Below are 15,234 nucleotides of genomic sequence, written 5' to 3' on the forward strand. Positions count from 1 at the left end.
ACTCTTGCTTTCCCCAATCCCATTTTTCTTAATTATACAAAAAAGTACCCTATAGAGGACTTTTTTTAAGTGTCTACTCTATAGGGTACATTTTAAATTGGCTAAGGTTTTTTTATTGGCCGATAGGAAAGTATAACTTTCCTATCAGGCATAAGTGCAACTACGTCTCTGTCTTCGCCCTTAGGGGCTCGCCAGCCGGCGAGTTTTCTTTACATCATATGCGGTGCGAGTTGTCAGGGCATGATACTAATTCCGTTTGGTGTTTTTCCAACGTTTATCGTCTTGATTACTTTATTTTGCGAGTTGTCGATAACATTTAGAGTATCATCAAACATATTGGTTGCATACGTAAATTTATTATCCGGACTCGTTACGACCCCATGTGAACCTTTGCCTGTCTCAATCGTTGCCACCACTTGTAGTGATTTTAAATCAACCTTTGTTATGGAATGAGAAGGGGCATCTTCTGTTCCTTGGTTAGCCACGTAAGCAAATTGATCGCCCGTTCCGATATAAACTTGTGCAGGTCCGTTACCCACTTTGACTTTATCCACTTTTCCTGAAGCTAAGTTTACAATGGCTAAGGCATTTTCTTTATTTAAAGTAACCACTAATGTTTTACCATCCGTTGTAATTCCGGTAGTAACGGGGGTTTCTCCAACTTTAATCTTTTTCTCCTCCTTCAGGATTTGAAGGTTTAGAACACTCACGGTGTCTTCTCCCATATTTGCTACATAGGCGAACTGGCTATCCTTTGAAATCCTTAACCCGTGCGGACCCTTTCCGGTTGGAATGGTTTTAACCATTGCATAATTTTTTGCATCAATCACTGAAACAGTATTATCCTCATTGTTTGTGACTAAAACGTACTTTCCATTTTCCGTAAAGACGATATGGGCAGGGTGGTTTCCGACTTCTACCTCTTTAATCATTTTATCTTTATAAGGATCAAAGAATATTGCTTTTCCTTTCATGTCCATGGACTTGTCATGACCATGCATCATTTCCGGAACAACCGTTGCAGCCACCACTTTCCCATCTGGTGACACCTGAATATTATGAACGGCTCCGTCAAACTTAAAGTTTGAGAGAACCTTTTGCTCATTAAGACTTATTTTGGAAATACTTCCGCCTTCATTCGCTGTAAAGAGATAGCGATCCCCTTGATTTGATTTTGATACCTCTGTTTTTCCATTTCCCTTATTTGTTTTATTCCCACACCCTACAAGAAATAATGAAAAAATTAAAATGCTGGTTAAGAATAAAGCTAAATATTTTTTCATGTGATTTTCCTCCTTTACAATTTCAATACCATGATAATGTTTAAATTTGCAGAAAGTATGGATTTTGATTAATAAAGAGCAAAAGTAAGGAAAGTTGGCGAATTTTTGACAAAAATAAAAAATACATAATTTCATGAAATTTATTTGCTAAAGTTAAATTTGGATAGGAAAAAGATAAAAAAATAAATAATCGGGCTTTACATAGGGTAGGGGGGTATAGTACTATAAATACAGAGGAAAATATACTAAGAATATCCGAAAGGAATGAACATAATGGAAAAGATAACATTAAATGTTAAAGGAATGTCTTGCGGTCATTGCGTAAAGGCGGTAGAAGGAAGTCTGGGTGCTCTGTGCGGCATTAGTTCCGTTAAAGTCGATTTAAAGGGTGCTAAAGTGGATGTAGAGTTTAATCCAAATGAAATTTCATTGGAAAAAATAAAGGAAACAATCGATGACCAAGGGTACGATGTGAATTAAAGAGCGTGGAAAAGACGTGCTAGCTCCTAGCACGTTCCTTTTCATAAAAAATATACCTATATAGGGTATGAGGAGCTGGCTTTTATGAGTCGAAATATAAAAGAAACCAATCTACAAATTTCAGGAATGACCTGTGCTGCCTGTGCAGTAAGAATTGAAAAAGGTCTTAATAAATTAGAAGGCGTTGAAACAGCAAATGTGAATCTTGCCTTAGAGAGATCCAATGTTAAATATGATCCGGAAAAAATAAAGGTTGAGGACATTGAAAAGAAGATAAAGGATTTAGGATACGATGTTGTTAATGAAAAAGCTGAATTTGACATCACCGGAATGACCTGTGCTGCTTGTGCCACTCGAATCGAAAAAGGTCTTAATAAGTTAGATGGTGTCGTGAAGGCTAATGTGAATTTGGCACTTGAAAAAGCAACAGTGGAGTACAATAGTGCCGTTCTTTCAACCGGTGAAATCATTAAAAAGGTGGAAACCCTTGGTTATGGTGCTCATATAAAGGAAGATGTAAAGGAAACGATTGACCACCGTCAAAAGGAAATTGAAAAACAATCAGGGAAGTTTATTTTTTCGGCCATCCTCTCATTCCCACTTTTATGGGCAATGGTAGGTCATTTCAGCTTTACTTCCTTTATTTGGGTTCCCGAAATGTTTATGAATCCATGGGTTCAATTGGCTTTAGCTACACCAGTGCAGTTTATTATCGGAAAACAGTTTTATGTTGGTGCTTATAAAGCATTAAAAAATAAAAGTGCCAATATGGATGTTCTTGTTGCATTAGGTACATCAGCAGCTTATTTTTATAGTTTGTATCAATCGTTTACTTCTATTGGAAGTCATGCACCATCAGTGGAACTTTACTATGAAACAAGTTCCATTCTCATTACGTTAATTATTCTCGGGAAACTGTTTGAGGCGAAAGCAAAAGGGCGTTCATCTGAAGCAATTAAGAAGTTGATGGGTCTTCAGGCAAAAACGGCAATGGTTGAAAGAGCAGGAATGGAACAAGAAGTCCCGATTGAGGAAGTAATCGTTGGGGATATTCTTCATATTAAACCTGGTGAAAAAATCCCGGTTGATGGGAAAATAATAGAAGGGCGTTCTGCTATTGATGAGTCGATGTTAACAGGGGAAAGTGTTCCTGTTGATAAAAGTCCTGGGGATGAGGTAATTGGAGCTACAATTAATAAAAATGGATTTTTAAAAGTGAAGGCAACAAAGGTAGGAAGAGATACAGCTTTAGCCCAAATTATTAAAGTTGTAGAGGAAGCACAGGGATCAAAAGCGCCAATCCAGCGCCTTGCCGATCAGATTTCCGGAGTATTTGTGCCAATTGTTGTTGGGCTTGCTGTCCTGTCCTTTGTTGTTTGGTATTTTTTCGTAACACCCGGGGATTTTGCAGAGGCGTTAGAGAAATTGATTGCGGTACTTGTTATTGCCTGTCCATGTGCACTAGGTTTAGCAACACCGACTTCCATCATGGCCGGATCCGGTCGTGCAGCGGAATATGGAATTCTGTTTAAAGGCGGCGAACACTTGGAAATGACGCACAAGATTTCTACTGTTGTTCTAGATAAAACTGGCACGGTTACAAATGGAACACCGGTTTTAACAGATGTTTTCACAGACAAATCTCAAACAGAAGTAGAATTTTTATCACTGGTTGGATCTGCTGAGAAACAATCAGAACACCCGCTTGCTCAAGCAATCGTTCAAGGAATTAAAGATAAAGGAATTGCCTTAAAGGATGCAACGGAGTTTGAAGCGATTCCCGGATTTGGTATAAAGGCAATTGTCGAAGGAAAAGAGCTGCTGGTGGGAACAAGAAAGTTAATGAAAAAGTTTAATGTATCTGCGGAAAATGCTCTTGATCAGATGGATGCTTTAGAAAAGGCAGGAAAGACTGCTATGCTTACAGCAATAAATGGTCAATTTGCTGGGATTGTGGCAGTGGCTGATACGATAAAAGAAACATCCCAAACAGCGATCAGCCGCCTTCGAAATATGGGAATTGAAGTGATTATGATAACAGGAGATAATCAGCAAACCGCGAATGCAATTGCTGCTCAGGTTGGTATTGACCATGTAATTGCCGAAGTTCTTCCTGAAGGTAAAGCGGATGAAATAAAGAAACTGCAGGCACAAGATAAAAAAGTGGCGATGGTCGGAGATGGAATCAACGATGCACCAGCCCTTGCCATCGCGGATATCGGTATGGCCATTGGGACCGGTACCGACGTTGCAATGGAGGCAGCTGATATTACGCTGATTCGCGGGGATCTAAATAGTATTGCCGATGCCATTTTTATGAGTAAGAAGACGATTCGCAATATAAAGCAGAACCTTTTCTGGGCACTTGCCTATAACACGCTTGGAATTCCAGTTGCTGCACTTGGGTTCCTTGCACCATGGCTGGCAGGTGCAGCTATGGCATTCAGCTCGGTCTCGGTTGTACTGAATGCATTGCGTTTGCAAAAGGTTAAATTGTAAATGGGGGTGGATGTCCTGTCCACTCCCTTTTTTTACTTAAAAAATATTACAAAATTCGTAACTGCATACTTTCTCCATTATTCTAGGATATGATTAAGATAACAGGTTAAATTTTTTTCCGAGAATTTACAATTTCCTCTATTTAGGTAAATAAAAAAAGCCGTTCATGAAGGGGCATTAGTGGGAATGAAGATTAAAGTTAATAGCATTTCTTTTAAGCTAGGCTTATTGTTTAGTGGGGTTTTTATTGTTTTGCTGCTGCTATTAGGGCTTGTTTTATATGGAGTATTTACCAATTTATTTGTGGACTATATAAAACAAGATCTCCTCGCTAGAGGAACAAATCATGCGAAAATTTTGGAAGAAAAGTTTGACCAACTAACTATTGAACACGTTGTAGCAATGGAAAAAGGTGTTGTAACAGAAGTAGCTGTTACAGATAACCAATCAAAATTTCTTGCTTCATCGATCAAACCTAATCTTGATATGAAGCGGCATCTTCTTTCCAATCATAGTAAAAATTCAACTAGAATTATTGAAGAAGATTGGAGACATCACCAATACATTATTACCGTCTCGGCAATTGGAAATGGGAAGGGCTTTGTTTATATGTATTACCCAACCTATATTTTAAGGGACATTGTGTTTGTCATGAATCTATTAATTGTTGTAACAAGTGTTGGGATTGTTTTATTAGCACTTGGATTGATTGGTTTTCTCTCTCGAAAACTGACAAAGCCTTTATTAACCATGAAGGAGGCAACAAATCTTATGGCATTAGGTAAATACCAGCAAGCGATAACAGTAAATGGAGATGATGAAATTTCCGAGCTGGGTAAGTCCATACAATTGTTGGGTGAGAAGCTCCAGTACTTTGAAGACAGCAGGAATGAATTCCTGGCAGCTGTTTCTCATGAACTTCGTACTCCCTTAACGTACATTAAGGGATACAGTGACATATTAACGAAGGGAATCATAAAAACTCGTGAAGAAGAAACAAAATACTTAGAGATTATTAACAAAGAAGCAAATCGGATTTCTTTTCTTATAAATGATTTATTTGAGATGAGCAAACTTCAGATAGGAACGTTTGAATTGAATAAAGAATGGGTCTATATTGATCCGATTATTGAAAAAGTTATTGCCAGCTTGAAACCTGCTGCCACAAATAAAGGGCTACAAATCATTGAAAGTCTTCAAACGGAAAATCAAAAAGTCTTTATTGATTTCCAAAGAATGGAGCAAGTTTTCTATAACCTTATAGAAAACGCAATAAAATACACGAATAATGGAGAAATTGTTGTCCGCACTTATTTGAAAAAGGAGTTTACCATAATTGAAATAGAAGATAGCGGGATTGGGATTCCTTCGGATGATTTACCGAAAATCTGGGAACGGTTTTATCGAGTTGATCAATCTCGCACGAGAAAAACCGGTGGGACAGGATTAGGATTATTTGTAGTGAAAAACATTATTGAATCCCATGATGGCCAAATTCGAGTATGGAGTAAAGAAAATGAAGGATCGACCTTTACCATTTTTCTAAGAAACAAGCCTGAAAAGTCTGTTTAATTAATGGGGAGAACAAAAATGAAAAAAATATTAATCGTTGACGATGAGTTTGACATGAGACAATTGTTAAGGTTGTATTTACAACAAGAAAGCTATCTTGTAGAGGATGCAGAAGATGGCAGAAAAGCATGTGATAAAATTGAAAAAGACGATTTTGATTTAATCATTCTTGACGTGATGATGCCGATCATGGATGGGTGGAAAACGCTCAAAAATATTAGGGGAATATCTGAAGTACCTGTGATTATGCTAACGGCAAAGGGATCTGTTCAAGATAAAGTAACGGGTTTAACCATCGGAGCTGACGATTATCTTGTAAAACCATTTGATGAAGCAGAATTAATGGCAAGAGTAAAAGCATTACTCCGCAGAGCCCAATCTAATTTTAAAAACGATGAGGTTTTAAAATATAAAGGACTTGTTTTGAACTTATCTGCTAGGGAAGTAACTTATCAGGGAAGCATCATTCATTTAACACAGACTGAATTTGATCTATTAAGAGTTTTCATCGAACATATGGGGAAGGTTTTAACTCGGGAGCAGTTGGTAGAGTTGATTTGGGGCATTGAATTTATGGGAGAAGATCGTACGGTTGATTCCCATATTAAAAATTTAAGGGAAAAATTAAAAGCCGCGGGAATTGATCACTCACTGGTTAAAACGGTCTGGGGAATCGGATACAAAGTGGAATAGGGTGAGAATATGAAACGGTTATGGCCAATATTGCTGCTTTCATTTTTTATCATAATTGGCATTTCTTTTTTAATTATGGTGGTAAGAATGGTATGGTTTCCCCCTAGTTCGATGGGTATGATGATGGGAAGAAACATGATGTTCCATCATATGTTTTTTATGCTAAGTCAAATCATTGTTATCTTTATCATAATCCTAGTTGTGCTGATTGTCGTCTGGTTGATTAAAAAAATGAAAAACCATAATAAGAATGGGGAGTAAAGACACACAGGTAAAATCGGCATAAAACCGGTTCTTGCTTTGTGTGTTTTTTTGTTATTTATGTTTCTTTCTACATACTTTCTTCATGTTTTCCTTTTATAGTTTAGATATAGAAATAAAGAATCACCATTAAAAAAGGAGTGAAAGGTCATGAAAAAAATAATGATTTTAGGCGCTTTTGCAGCAGCACTTATCGTTGGGGGAGGAACTGGGGCTTATATGGCATACGCCAAAGATAGCACCGTAAATCCAACAGCCGCCATGCATCATCAGGGAATGAATATGGAGCAAATGATGAAACAAATGAAATCTGGAAATCTGGAAAATATGCAACAAATGATGAAACAAATGAAACCTGAAGATCTAGAAAATATGCAACAAATGATGGAAGAGGGAAATATGAATTTTGGCCAAATGAAGAAGTATATGAAACAGATGCACCCAGACCTAAGCAATCAACAATTAGAAGAACTTTATAAAAGTATGCATAGTAAAGATGGTGCATGCAACAGTAAGGGTTCTAAAGGAATGATGGGAGATAATCTTTAAAAAATAAGAAGACATTTTCTCTAGAGGTCGGTAAAAGAAGGAGTGACTATGATGGAATGGCTATCGTATTTGCTCATATTACTTTGCCCGCTTATGATGATTTTCTGTATGAGAGGGCATGGTGGACATAAACATCAGCATGAACAACATTTTACCAAAAACATGGAAACAAAGTTAAAACTTCTTGAAGAGGAAAATAACAAACTTAAAAATGAAATGGAGTCAATATCCAAAATAGTAAAAAAGGGGTCATAATTTTTTGAGCCGTCACCTGGAAAGGTTACGGCTCTTTATGGTTATGATAGTTACGTGCGCTTCAAACTCGGCAGAATGCTAAAAGGTTTGGCTAAATGACATGTTATTTTTAAAGGGATAGAATTTAGATTCATTTTTCTGTTGCAATTTTGTGAATTAATTTTTAGAATTAATAAACAGAAATCAATGAATGAGGTGTACCCATTGGTGATTGAATATTTGTCGGCACTTATTATGCCGGGTTTACTCGTTTTATTATTTACCCGGGTCACTTACAATCGGATTATTGGTCTTGCCTTAACTGTCGCATTAATTGCTGCTTCTGCCTATAAAGGTTATACCAACACATTACCACTGATCATCATCGATGCTTTATCATTGACGGCTGGTTTTTGGTTGGCTGCAAAAATGAAGCCGAGAATGATAAAAAAAAGCTAGAAACTAATTTGATTGTCTGCCAAATCGGGATTTGGCAGGCTTTTTGTTTGGATTTGCAAATAAAAGTGGTCGATTCGCAAATAAACCCTCTTGAATCGCAAATAAAACAGTTCAATCCGCAAATAAGCCGGTAAAATTCGCAAATAAACAGGAAGTTTCGCCTTATAAGAGAAACTGGTAAGTGAGAAAATATGAGGATAACGGAAATCTCTTTGAAAAAAACGAATATTCGTTCGCATATTATTGGTTTGTTTTTGGGGTTTTGTGGTAAGATGGTAATATAGATTTTGGAAAGAATCACTTTTCAGCCGCAACCGGTCCGAGACTTTTTTTAGAACTGAAAAGTAATTAATGGAACCTATTGTATTTAGGGGGAAATTTTGTGAAGGACCAATTTGAATTAGTATCTAAATATTCGCCGCAGGGCGACCAACCGGAAGCTATCCGTCAATTAGTGGAAGGAATCCATGAAAATAAACGGCGTCAAACCCTTTTAGGAGCAACAGGGACTGGTAAAACCTTTACGATTTCGAATGTCATAAAGGAAGTAAATAAGCCAACACTGGTGATTGCTCACAATAAAACACTGGCCGGACAACTGTACAGTGAGTTTAAGGAGTTTTTCCCAAACAATGCGGTTGAGTATTTTGTCAGCTACTATGATTATTATCAGCCGGAAGCCTATGTTCCACAGACTGATACTTTTATTGAAAAAGATGCAAGCATCAACGATGAAATTGATAAACTTCGGCACTCAGCAACTTCTTCGCTTTTTGAGCGGAAAGATGTCATCATCATTGCCAGTGTCTCCTGTATCTATGGTCTCGGTTCACCGGAAGAATACCGTGAAATGGTACTCTCCCTCCGAACAGGAATGGAAATTGAACGCAACCAGCTGCTCCATCGTCTCGTCGATATCCAATATGAACGTAACGACATCGATTTCAAACGGGGAACATTCCGCGTCCGCGGCGATGTGGTCGAGATTTTCCCTGTTTCACGGGATGAGCACTGTATGCGTGTTGAATTTTTCGGTGATGAAATTGACCGGATTCGCGAGGTCGATGCCCTAACAGGAGAAATAATCGGTGAACGGGATCATGTCGCAATATTCCCGGCCTCCCACTTCGTAACAAGAGAAGAGAAAATGCGCATTGCCATTGAAAATATTGAAAAAGAGCTGGAGGAACGGCTAAAGGTCCTTCGGGAAAATGATAAATTGCTTGAAGCCCAGCGAATCGAACAGCGGACTCGCTATGATCTTGAGATGATGAGGGAAATGGGATTTTGTTCAGGGATTGAGAACTACTCGCGCCATCTAACATTGCGGCCGCCAGGTTCAACACCCTACACCTTGCTCGATTATTTTCCAGAGGATTTTCTGATGGTGATTGATGAATCTCATGTAACATTGCCGCAGGTAAGAGGAATGTTTAATGGAGATAAAGCTCGCAAGGAAGTGCTCGTTGAACACGGCTTCCGCCTGCCTTCTGCATTAGACAACCGACCATTGACCTTTGATGAATTTGAAAAGCATATTCACAATATTATTTTTGTCTCGGCAACTCCGGGACCATATGAGTTAGAACATACACCGGAAATGATTGAACAAATTATCCGCCCGACAGGATTACTGGATCCAACCATTGAAGTTCGTCCAATTGAAGGGCAAATTGATGATTTAATTGGTGAAATCCAGGATCGGGTGAAGTTCAATGAACGGGTGCTGATTACAACCTTAACGAAAAAAATGTCCGAAGATCTAACCGATTACCTAAAAGAAATCGGCATAAAAGTCCAATATCTTCACTCAGAAGTTAAAACACTCGAGCGAATTGAAATTATTCGTGAACTGCGTCTTGGAAAATATGATGTCCTCGTCGGAATTAACCTGCTCAGGGAAGGACTCGATATTCCGGAGGTTTCGCTTGTGACCATTTTAGATGCGGATAAAGAAGGCTTCCTCCGTTCCGAACGCTCTTTAATCCAAACGATTGGACGGGCGGCAAGGAATGCTAACGGAAAGGTTATCATGTATGCCGACCGGATGACCAATTCAATGGAATTGGCAATAAGTGAAACGAAGCGCCGTCGTGAGATTCAAGAGGAATATAATCAAAAGCACGGAATTACACCGCAGACGATTCAAAAGGAAATTCGCGATGTTATCCGGGCAACACATGCGGCTGAGGAGCAGGAGGATTACAAACCGGCAGCGGCACTTGGCAAATTGTCCAAGAAAGAAAAAGAGCGCGTAATTGCCAATATGGAAAAAGAAATGAAGGAAGCCGCCAAAGCGCTTAATTTTGAGCGGGCCGCCGAGCTTCGTGATTTAATTTTAGAATTGAAAGCGGAAGGATAACGTTAATCATGGCAATGGAAAAACTTATTGTAAAAGGAGCCAGGGCTCACAATCTTAAAAATATTGATGTTACAATTCCCAGGGATAAACTAGTGGTCTTAACGGGACTTTCCGGGTCTGGAAAGTCCTCGCTTGCCTTTGATACGATTTATGCAGAAGGACAGCGCCGCTATGTTGAGTCTCTTTCCGCCTACGCCCGGCAATTCCTTGGACAGATGGATAAGCCGGATGTCGATGCGATAGAGGGATTATCTCCAGCAATCTCGATTGATCAAAAAACCACAAGCCGAAATCCCCGGTCAACAGTAGGAACAGTAACCGAGATTTATGACTATTTACGGTTATTATTCGCACGAGTTGGGCATCCCACTTGCCCGATTCATGGAATTGAAATTTCATCGCAAACGATTGAGCAAATGGTCGACAGGATTCTTGAATATCCTGAACGCACAAAAATGCAAATTCTTGCCCCAATCGTCTCCGGCCGTAAGGGAACCCATGTAAAGGTATTCGAGGATATTAAAAAGCAAGGCTTTGTCCGTGTCCGTGTGGATGGCCAAATGCTCGACATCGGCGATGAAATCGAACTGGAAAAAAATAAAAAGCATTCCATCGAAGTGGTTGTGGACAGGATTGTGGTTAAAGAAGGAGTTTCCTCAAGGGTGGCTGACTCCCTTGAAACGGCCTTAGGGCTCGGTGAAGGAAAAGTAATCGTTGATGTTATCGGAGAGGAAGAACTTTTATTCAGTGAAAACCATGCCTGTCCGCACTGTGGTTTTTCCATTGGGGAACTAGAGCCGCGAATGTTCTCTTTTAACAGCCCATTTGGTGCCTGCCCTCAGTGTGACGGGCTCGGCTCCAAGCTGGAGGTTGATGTCGACCTTGTCATACCGAACAAGGATTTAACGCTAAAACAGCATGCGATTGCCCCGTGGGAGCCAACCAGTTCGCAATATTATCCACAGCTGCTTGAGGCAGTCTGCGACCATTATGGTGTCGACATGAATATTCCGGTTAAGGATATTCCAAAGCACCAAATGGATAAAATTTTATACGGATCCGATCGTGAAAAAATTTATTTCCGTTATGAGAATGATTTCGGACAAATCCGTGAGGGACACATTGAATTTGAAGGTGTACTTCATAACGTTGAACGCCGATACAAGGATACCAGTTCCGATTATATTCGTGAACAGATGGAAAAATATATGGGGCAGCAGCCATGCCCGGCTTGTAAGGGGTATCGTTTAAAGCCGGAAAGTCTCGCTGTCTTAATCTCCGGCAGGCATATTGCTCAGATTACCGATCTTTCCATTGAAGAAGCACATCAATTTTTCTCCGAACTGCATCTTTCAGATAAAGAGATGCAAATTGCCAAATTAATTTTTCGTGAGATTAGCGAGCGGCTAGGCTTTTTAATCAATGTTGGACTTGATTATTTAACCTTGAGCCGAACGGCGGGAACTCTTTCCGGCGGTGAGGCTCAGCGAATTCGTTTAGCAACCCAAATCGGTTCACGGTTAACCGGGGTTTTATATATTTTGGATGAACCATCCATCGGTCTTCACCAGCGTGATAATGATCGGCTAATTGGAACCTTGCAAAATATGCGTGATATTGGGAATACACTGATTGTTGTCGAACATGATGAGGATACCATGCTCGCCGCAGATTATTTAATTGATATTGGACCGGGAGCCGGGGTACACGGCGGGGAAGTGGTTTCTGCTGGTACACCTGAAGAAGTGATGGCTGATCCGAATTCTTTAACCGGTCAGTATTTATCTGGTAAGAAATTTATCCCGCTCCCACTTGAGCGCAGAAAATCCGATGGTCGTTTTATTGAAATTAAAGGGGCATCGGAAAACAATTTAAAAAATGTCAATATAAAGATTCCGCTTGGAATATTTATCGCCGTTACCGGTGTCTCTGGGTCGGGAAAAAGTACGCTGATTAATGAAATCCTTCATAAGTCACTGGCGCAAAAGCTGCACCATGCCAAAACTAAGCCGGGTGAGCATAAAAGTATTAAAGGAATTGATTATTTAGAAAAAGTCATTGATATTGATCAATCGCCAATCGGCAGAACACCACGTTCGAACCCTGCGACGTATACGGGTGTTTTTGATGACATTCGTGATGTATTTGCGACGACAAACGAAGCAAAGGTCCGAGGCTATAAAAAAGGCCGCTTCAGCTTTAATGTAAAAGGCGGCCGCTGTGAAGCCTGCCGTGGCGATGGAATAATCAAAATTGAAATGCACTTTTTGCCTGATGTATATGTTCCTTGCGAAGTGTGCCACGGGAAACGCTATAACCGCGAGACACTTGAAGTAAAGTACAAAGGAAAAAACATTTCCGATATTTTGGATATGACGGTGGAGGCGGCCGTTCAATTTTTCGAGAACATTCCAAAAATCAGCCGCAAGCTGCAAACGATTTTGGATGTGGGGCTTGGATACATCAAATTAGGGCAGCCGGCAACGACTTTATCAGGCGGGGAAGCGCAGCGGGTGAAGCTCGCCTCTGAATTGCACCGGCGTTCAACTGGAAAGTCCTTTTACATTTTAGATGAACCTACAACCGGGTTGCATGTAGATGACATTGCCCGTCTCCTTGTTGTGCTTCAGCGCTTAGTGGAGAATGGAGATAGCGTTCTCGTCATTGAGCATAATCTTGATGTGATTAAAGGAGCAGATTATTTAATTGATCTAGGTCCGGAGGGCGGCGATAAGGGCGGTACAATTGTGGCGACAGGCACACCGGAAAAAGTCGCAGAGGTCCCTGAGTCCTATACGGGAAGATATTTAAAGCCAATCCTTGAACGTGACCGCATGCGGATGAAAAAGCAAATAGATGAAAAAGAAATGATCGCAAAAAGCTAGGATTAAGTGTCCTGGTTTTTTGCTTTTTGAAACTTTTAATCGATTCAATTCGTACTAAATAAGTAGAAGGTAGGCGTAAAAGTCCCAAGGGCGGAATAGGATGAATAGAATAAATGATTCGGGGTGAAAAACATGAAAGAGGAAAGAAAACGGATTTTACAAATGGTCGAGGATGGAAAATTGAAGGTTGATGAGGCGTTATCCTTACTTGAGGAACTTGAAAAAGCACAGCAGACCATGGAGCAAAAAAAAGAGCAAATCGTTCGTGAGCTTTCCACTGCAGTCAAGTTTGAGGAGTCAGGCAAAGACAATCAAGAACATGTCCACGGAAACAAATTCCAGTCTACGAAAGATAAAATATTTGAGTTTGTTGATTCCGCTTTGAAAAAAATTAAGGACTTTGATCTTGATTTAAACTTCGGACAATCCGTGGAGATCTCCCATATTTTTCATCATGGCGACGTTTATTTAAAGGATATGGATTTGGATGTGGCCAATGGTTCATTAAAAATTGCCGCGTGGGATCAAAACGATGTTCGGATTGAATGTCAGGCAAAGGTATATCGGGTTGACACCCCTGAACAGGCAAGACAAAACTTCTTAAAGGATGTCATTTTTGCAATTGAAGGGGAAAAGCTCCGCTTTACGACCCAGCAAAAATGGATGAAAGTCGATGCGGTTGTGTATATCCCGCAGGCACAGTATGAACGAATTCGTGTAAGAATGTTTAATGGACCCATTTCAGGTGAAGAATTAAATGTATCCGATTTTCGCGTCAAAACCGCAAATGGGAAAATTGACCTTACCCGATTAAACGGGAAGCGTGCTGAAATCGAAACGGCAAATGGCCATATTAAGCTTCAAAACAGTATTATCGATGACATTGAAGCGGAGACCATTAATGGTGCTATTAAACTAGACGGCAATTTTAGAAAAATGGAAACGCAGACTTTCAATGGCAATATCACTTACAGCTTGAATGGGAATCGCTGTGAGTTAATCTCAGCAAAGGCAACAACCGGCAGTATTGATATTTATGTACCTGATGGTGTTCCGGTTAATGGGGAATTAAAGACCAATCTTGGCGGCTTTAATATGAAGCTTGAGGGAGTCCAAATTCTCGAGGAAAAAAGTGAAATGATTCAAAAATTACTGCGGTTCGAATCGATTAATCATCCTGACCGGCAGTTAAAGGTATTTGCCGACACAAAAACGGGTTCCATTACGATTCATAAATCAGATGGAGTCATTCCTTTTAAATAGGTGGGAGTTTAGATGACAAAAACATTATTACCATTCGAGCGGGTTGTTAAAATATGAGATGGCTGCTTGGTGTCCTGATCAATGCTGTTTTATTTATGGCGATGGCAGGATATTTTCACGAAAGCTTTCAGTTGACAGGGTTTACAGCTGCTTTGCAGGCTAGCTTCCTCCTATCGATTCTAAATATTTTGGTGCGCCCGCTCTTGATCTTATTAACTTTACCAGCAACCGTTTTAACTCTCGGTCTATTTCTGTTTGTGATTAATGCGATTACCCTTGAGCTTACCGATGCCATCATGGGTCCGTCCTTTGAAATATCCGGCTTTGGCATGGCCTTGTTTGCTGCAGTCATCATGTCAATTGTTAACCTGATCATTCAAAAAACGATTCTGGAACCTTCAAAAAACACTAAAACGAAAAAATAGCACAGGAGAGATCCTGCGCTATTTTTTTGCGTCATAATCATGAAAAGAGTCATAACCATCCTTTTTTAAAGCAATAAAATAGAGTAGGTATACCTTTGTTTTCTATTTTTTTCATGGCAGTATATCCGAGAAAGTGTCTAAATTATTTGGTTCTTGTTTAAAAAATGCTAAAATAAGAGGAAACTTATTTTAATTTAATACCACTAGCATCAGCATTTATACCAAAACATCAGGCATCAATAGAAGCTTGCGTTTTTCTAAAAAAGGAG

13 protein-coding genes are annotated in these 15,234 nt (G+C 39.7%); 12 read left to right on the plus strand and 1 reads right to left on the minus strand.

Annotated elements, in window-relative coordinates; all coding sequences use genetic code 11:
- Positions 1-233: 233 nt before the first annotated feature.
- The gene (locus tag J2Y67_RS09275) at positions 234-1,283 is read right to left on the minus strand and encodes a YncE family protein (protein WP_310173159.1); all 1,050 of its coding nucleotides are present in this window, start codon (positions 1,281-1,283) and stop codon (positions 234-236) included.
- A 273-nt stretch (positions 1,284-1,556) separates the two neighbouring features.
- Here J2Y67_RS09275 and copZ point away from each other — a divergent pair, with 273 nt between their 5' ends.
- From copZ to J2Y67_RS09335, 12 genes are all read left to right on the plus strand, one after another.
- A complete protein-coding gene (gene copZ / locus J2Y67_RS09280) occupies positions 1,557-1,763 on the plus strand; it encodes a copper chaperone CopZ (RefSeq protein WP_310173160.1) in 207 nt (68 codons plus the stop codon).
- A gap of 84 nt (positions 1,764-1,847) precedes the next feature.
- The gene (locus tag J2Y67_RS09285; RefSeq protein WP_310173163.1) at positions 1,848-4,262 is read left to right on the plus strand and encodes a heavy metal translocating P-type ATPase; all 2,415 of its coding nucleotides are present in this window, start codon (positions 1,848-1,850) and stop codon (positions 4,260-4,262) included.
- A gap of 186 nt (positions 4,263-4,448) precedes the next feature.
- Positions 4,449-5,834 carry a sensor histidine kinase gene (locus J2Y67_RS09290; RefSeq protein ID WP_310173165.1) on the plus strand — a complete coding sequence of 462 codons (1,386 nt, stop codon included), beginning with the start codon at positions 4,449-4,451 and terminating at the stop codon, positions 5,832-5,834.
- An 18-nt stretch (positions 5,835-5,852) separates the two neighbouring features.
- Positions 5,853-6,527, plus strand: a complete 675-nt coding sequence (locus J2Y67_RS09295) for a response regulator transcription factor (protein WP_310173168.1) — start codon at positions 5,853-5,855, stop codon at positions 6,525-6,527.
- Positions 6,528-6,536: 9 nt separating this feature from the next.
- Positions 6,537-6,788 (plus strand): hypothetical protein, encoded by a 252-nt coding sequence (locus J2Y67_RS09300; RefSeq protein WP_310173169.1) that lies wholly within the window; start codon positions 6,537-6,539, stop codon positions 6,786-6,788.
- 150 nt (positions 6,789-6,938) lie between these two features.
- Entirely contained in the window at positions 6,939-7,337 is a 399-nt protein-coding gene (locus J2Y67_RS09305) for a hypothetical protein (RefSeq protein ID WP_310173171.1), read from the plus strand.
- Positions 7,338-7,388: 51 nt separating this feature from the next.
- Positions 7,389-7,592, plus strand: coding sequence for a DUF2933 domain-containing protein (locus tag J2Y67_RS09310; RefSeq protein WP_310173173.1), 204 nt, complete (start codon positions 7,389-7,391; stop codon positions 7,590-7,592).
- A 204-nt stretch (positions 7,593-7,796) separates the two neighbouring features.
- Positions 7,797-8,030, plus strand: coding sequence for a CsbA family protein (locus J2Y67_RS09315; RefSeq protein WP_310173431.1), 234 nt, complete (start codon positions 7,797-7,799; stop codon positions 8,028-8,030).
- A 382-nt stretch (positions 8,031-8,412) separates the two neighbouring features.
- Positions 8,413-10,392, plus strand: coding sequence for an excinuclease ABC subunit UvrB (gene uvrB, locus J2Y67_RS09320; RefSeq protein WP_310173176.1), 1,980 nt, complete (start codon positions 8,413-8,415; stop codon positions 10,390-10,392).
- An 8-nt stretch (positions 10,393-10,400) separates the two neighbouring features.
- Complete coding sequence (uvrA, locus tag J2Y67_RS09325) at positions 10,401-13,277, plus strand: excinuclease ABC subunit UvrA (RefSeq protein WP_310173178.1); 2,877 nt, start codon at positions 10,401-10,403, stop codon at positions 13,275-13,277.
- A gap of 132 nt (positions 13,278-13,409) precedes the next feature.
- Entirely contained in the window at positions 13,410-14,540 is a 1,131-nt protein-coding gene (locus J2Y67_RS09330; RefSeq protein ID WP_310173180.1) for a DUF4097 family beta strand repeat-containing protein, read from the plus strand.
- Positions 14,541-14,593: 53 nt separating this feature from the next.
- Positions 14,594-14,965 (plus strand): phage holin family protein, encoded by a 372-nt coding sequence (locus J2Y67_RS09335; protein ID WP_310173181.1) that lies wholly within the window; start codon positions 14,594-14,596, stop codon positions 14,963-14,965.
- Positions 14,966-15,234: the final 269 nt, after the last annotated feature.

Source organism: Neobacillus niacini (assembly GCF_031456445.1).
Taxonomy (GTDB): domain Bacteria; phylum Bacillota; class Bacilli; order Bacillales; family Cytobacillaceae; genus Neobacillus; species Neobacillus niacini_I.

Bases quoted from the DNA above. Each gene is read 5' to 3' on its own strand.
- J2Y67_RS09305 (WP_310173171.1), top strand. From the start codon at position 6,939: ATGAAAAAAATAATGATTTTAGGCGCTTTTGCAGCAGCACTTATCGTT.
- J2Y67_RS09300 (WP_310173169.1), top strand. From the start codon at position 6,537: ATGAAACGGTTATGGCCAATATTGCTGCTTTCATTTTTTATCATAATT.
- J2Y67_RS09285 (WP_310173163.1), top strand. From the start codon at position 1,848: ATGAGTCGAAATATAAAAGAAACCAATCTACAAATTTCAGGAATGACC.
- J2Y67_RS09310 (WP_310173173.1), top strand. From the start codon at position 7,389: ATGGAATGGCTATCGTATTTGCTCATATTACTTTGCCCGCTTATGATG.
- uvrA (WP_310173178.1), top strand. From the start codon at position 10,401: ATGGCAATGGAAAAACTTATTGTAAAAGGAGCCAGGGCTCACAATCTT.
- J2Y67_RS09275 (WP_310173159.1), bottom strand. From the start codon at position 1,283: ATGAAAAAATATTTAGCTTTATTCTTAACCAGCATTTTAATTTTTTCA.
- J2Y67_RS09335 (WP_310173181.1), top strand. From the start codon at position 14,594: ATGAGATGGCTGCTTGGTGTCCTGATCAATGCTGTTTTATTTATGGCG.
- J2Y67_RS09290 (WP_310173165.1), top strand. From the start codon at position 4,449: ATGAAGATTAAAGTTAATAGCATTTCTTTTAAGCTAGGCTTATTGTTT.
- J2Y67_RS09330 (WP_310173180.1), top strand. From the start codon at position 13,410: ATGAAAGAGGAAAGAAAACGGATTTTACAAATGGTCGAGGATGGAAAA.
- copZ (WP_310173160.1), top strand. From the start codon at position 1,557: ATGGAAAAGATAACATTAAATGTTAAAGGAATGTCTTGCGGTCATTGC.
- J2Y67_RS09295 (WP_310173168.1), top strand. From the start codon at position 5,853: ATGAAAAAAATATTAATCGTTGACGATGAGTTTGACATGAGACAATTG.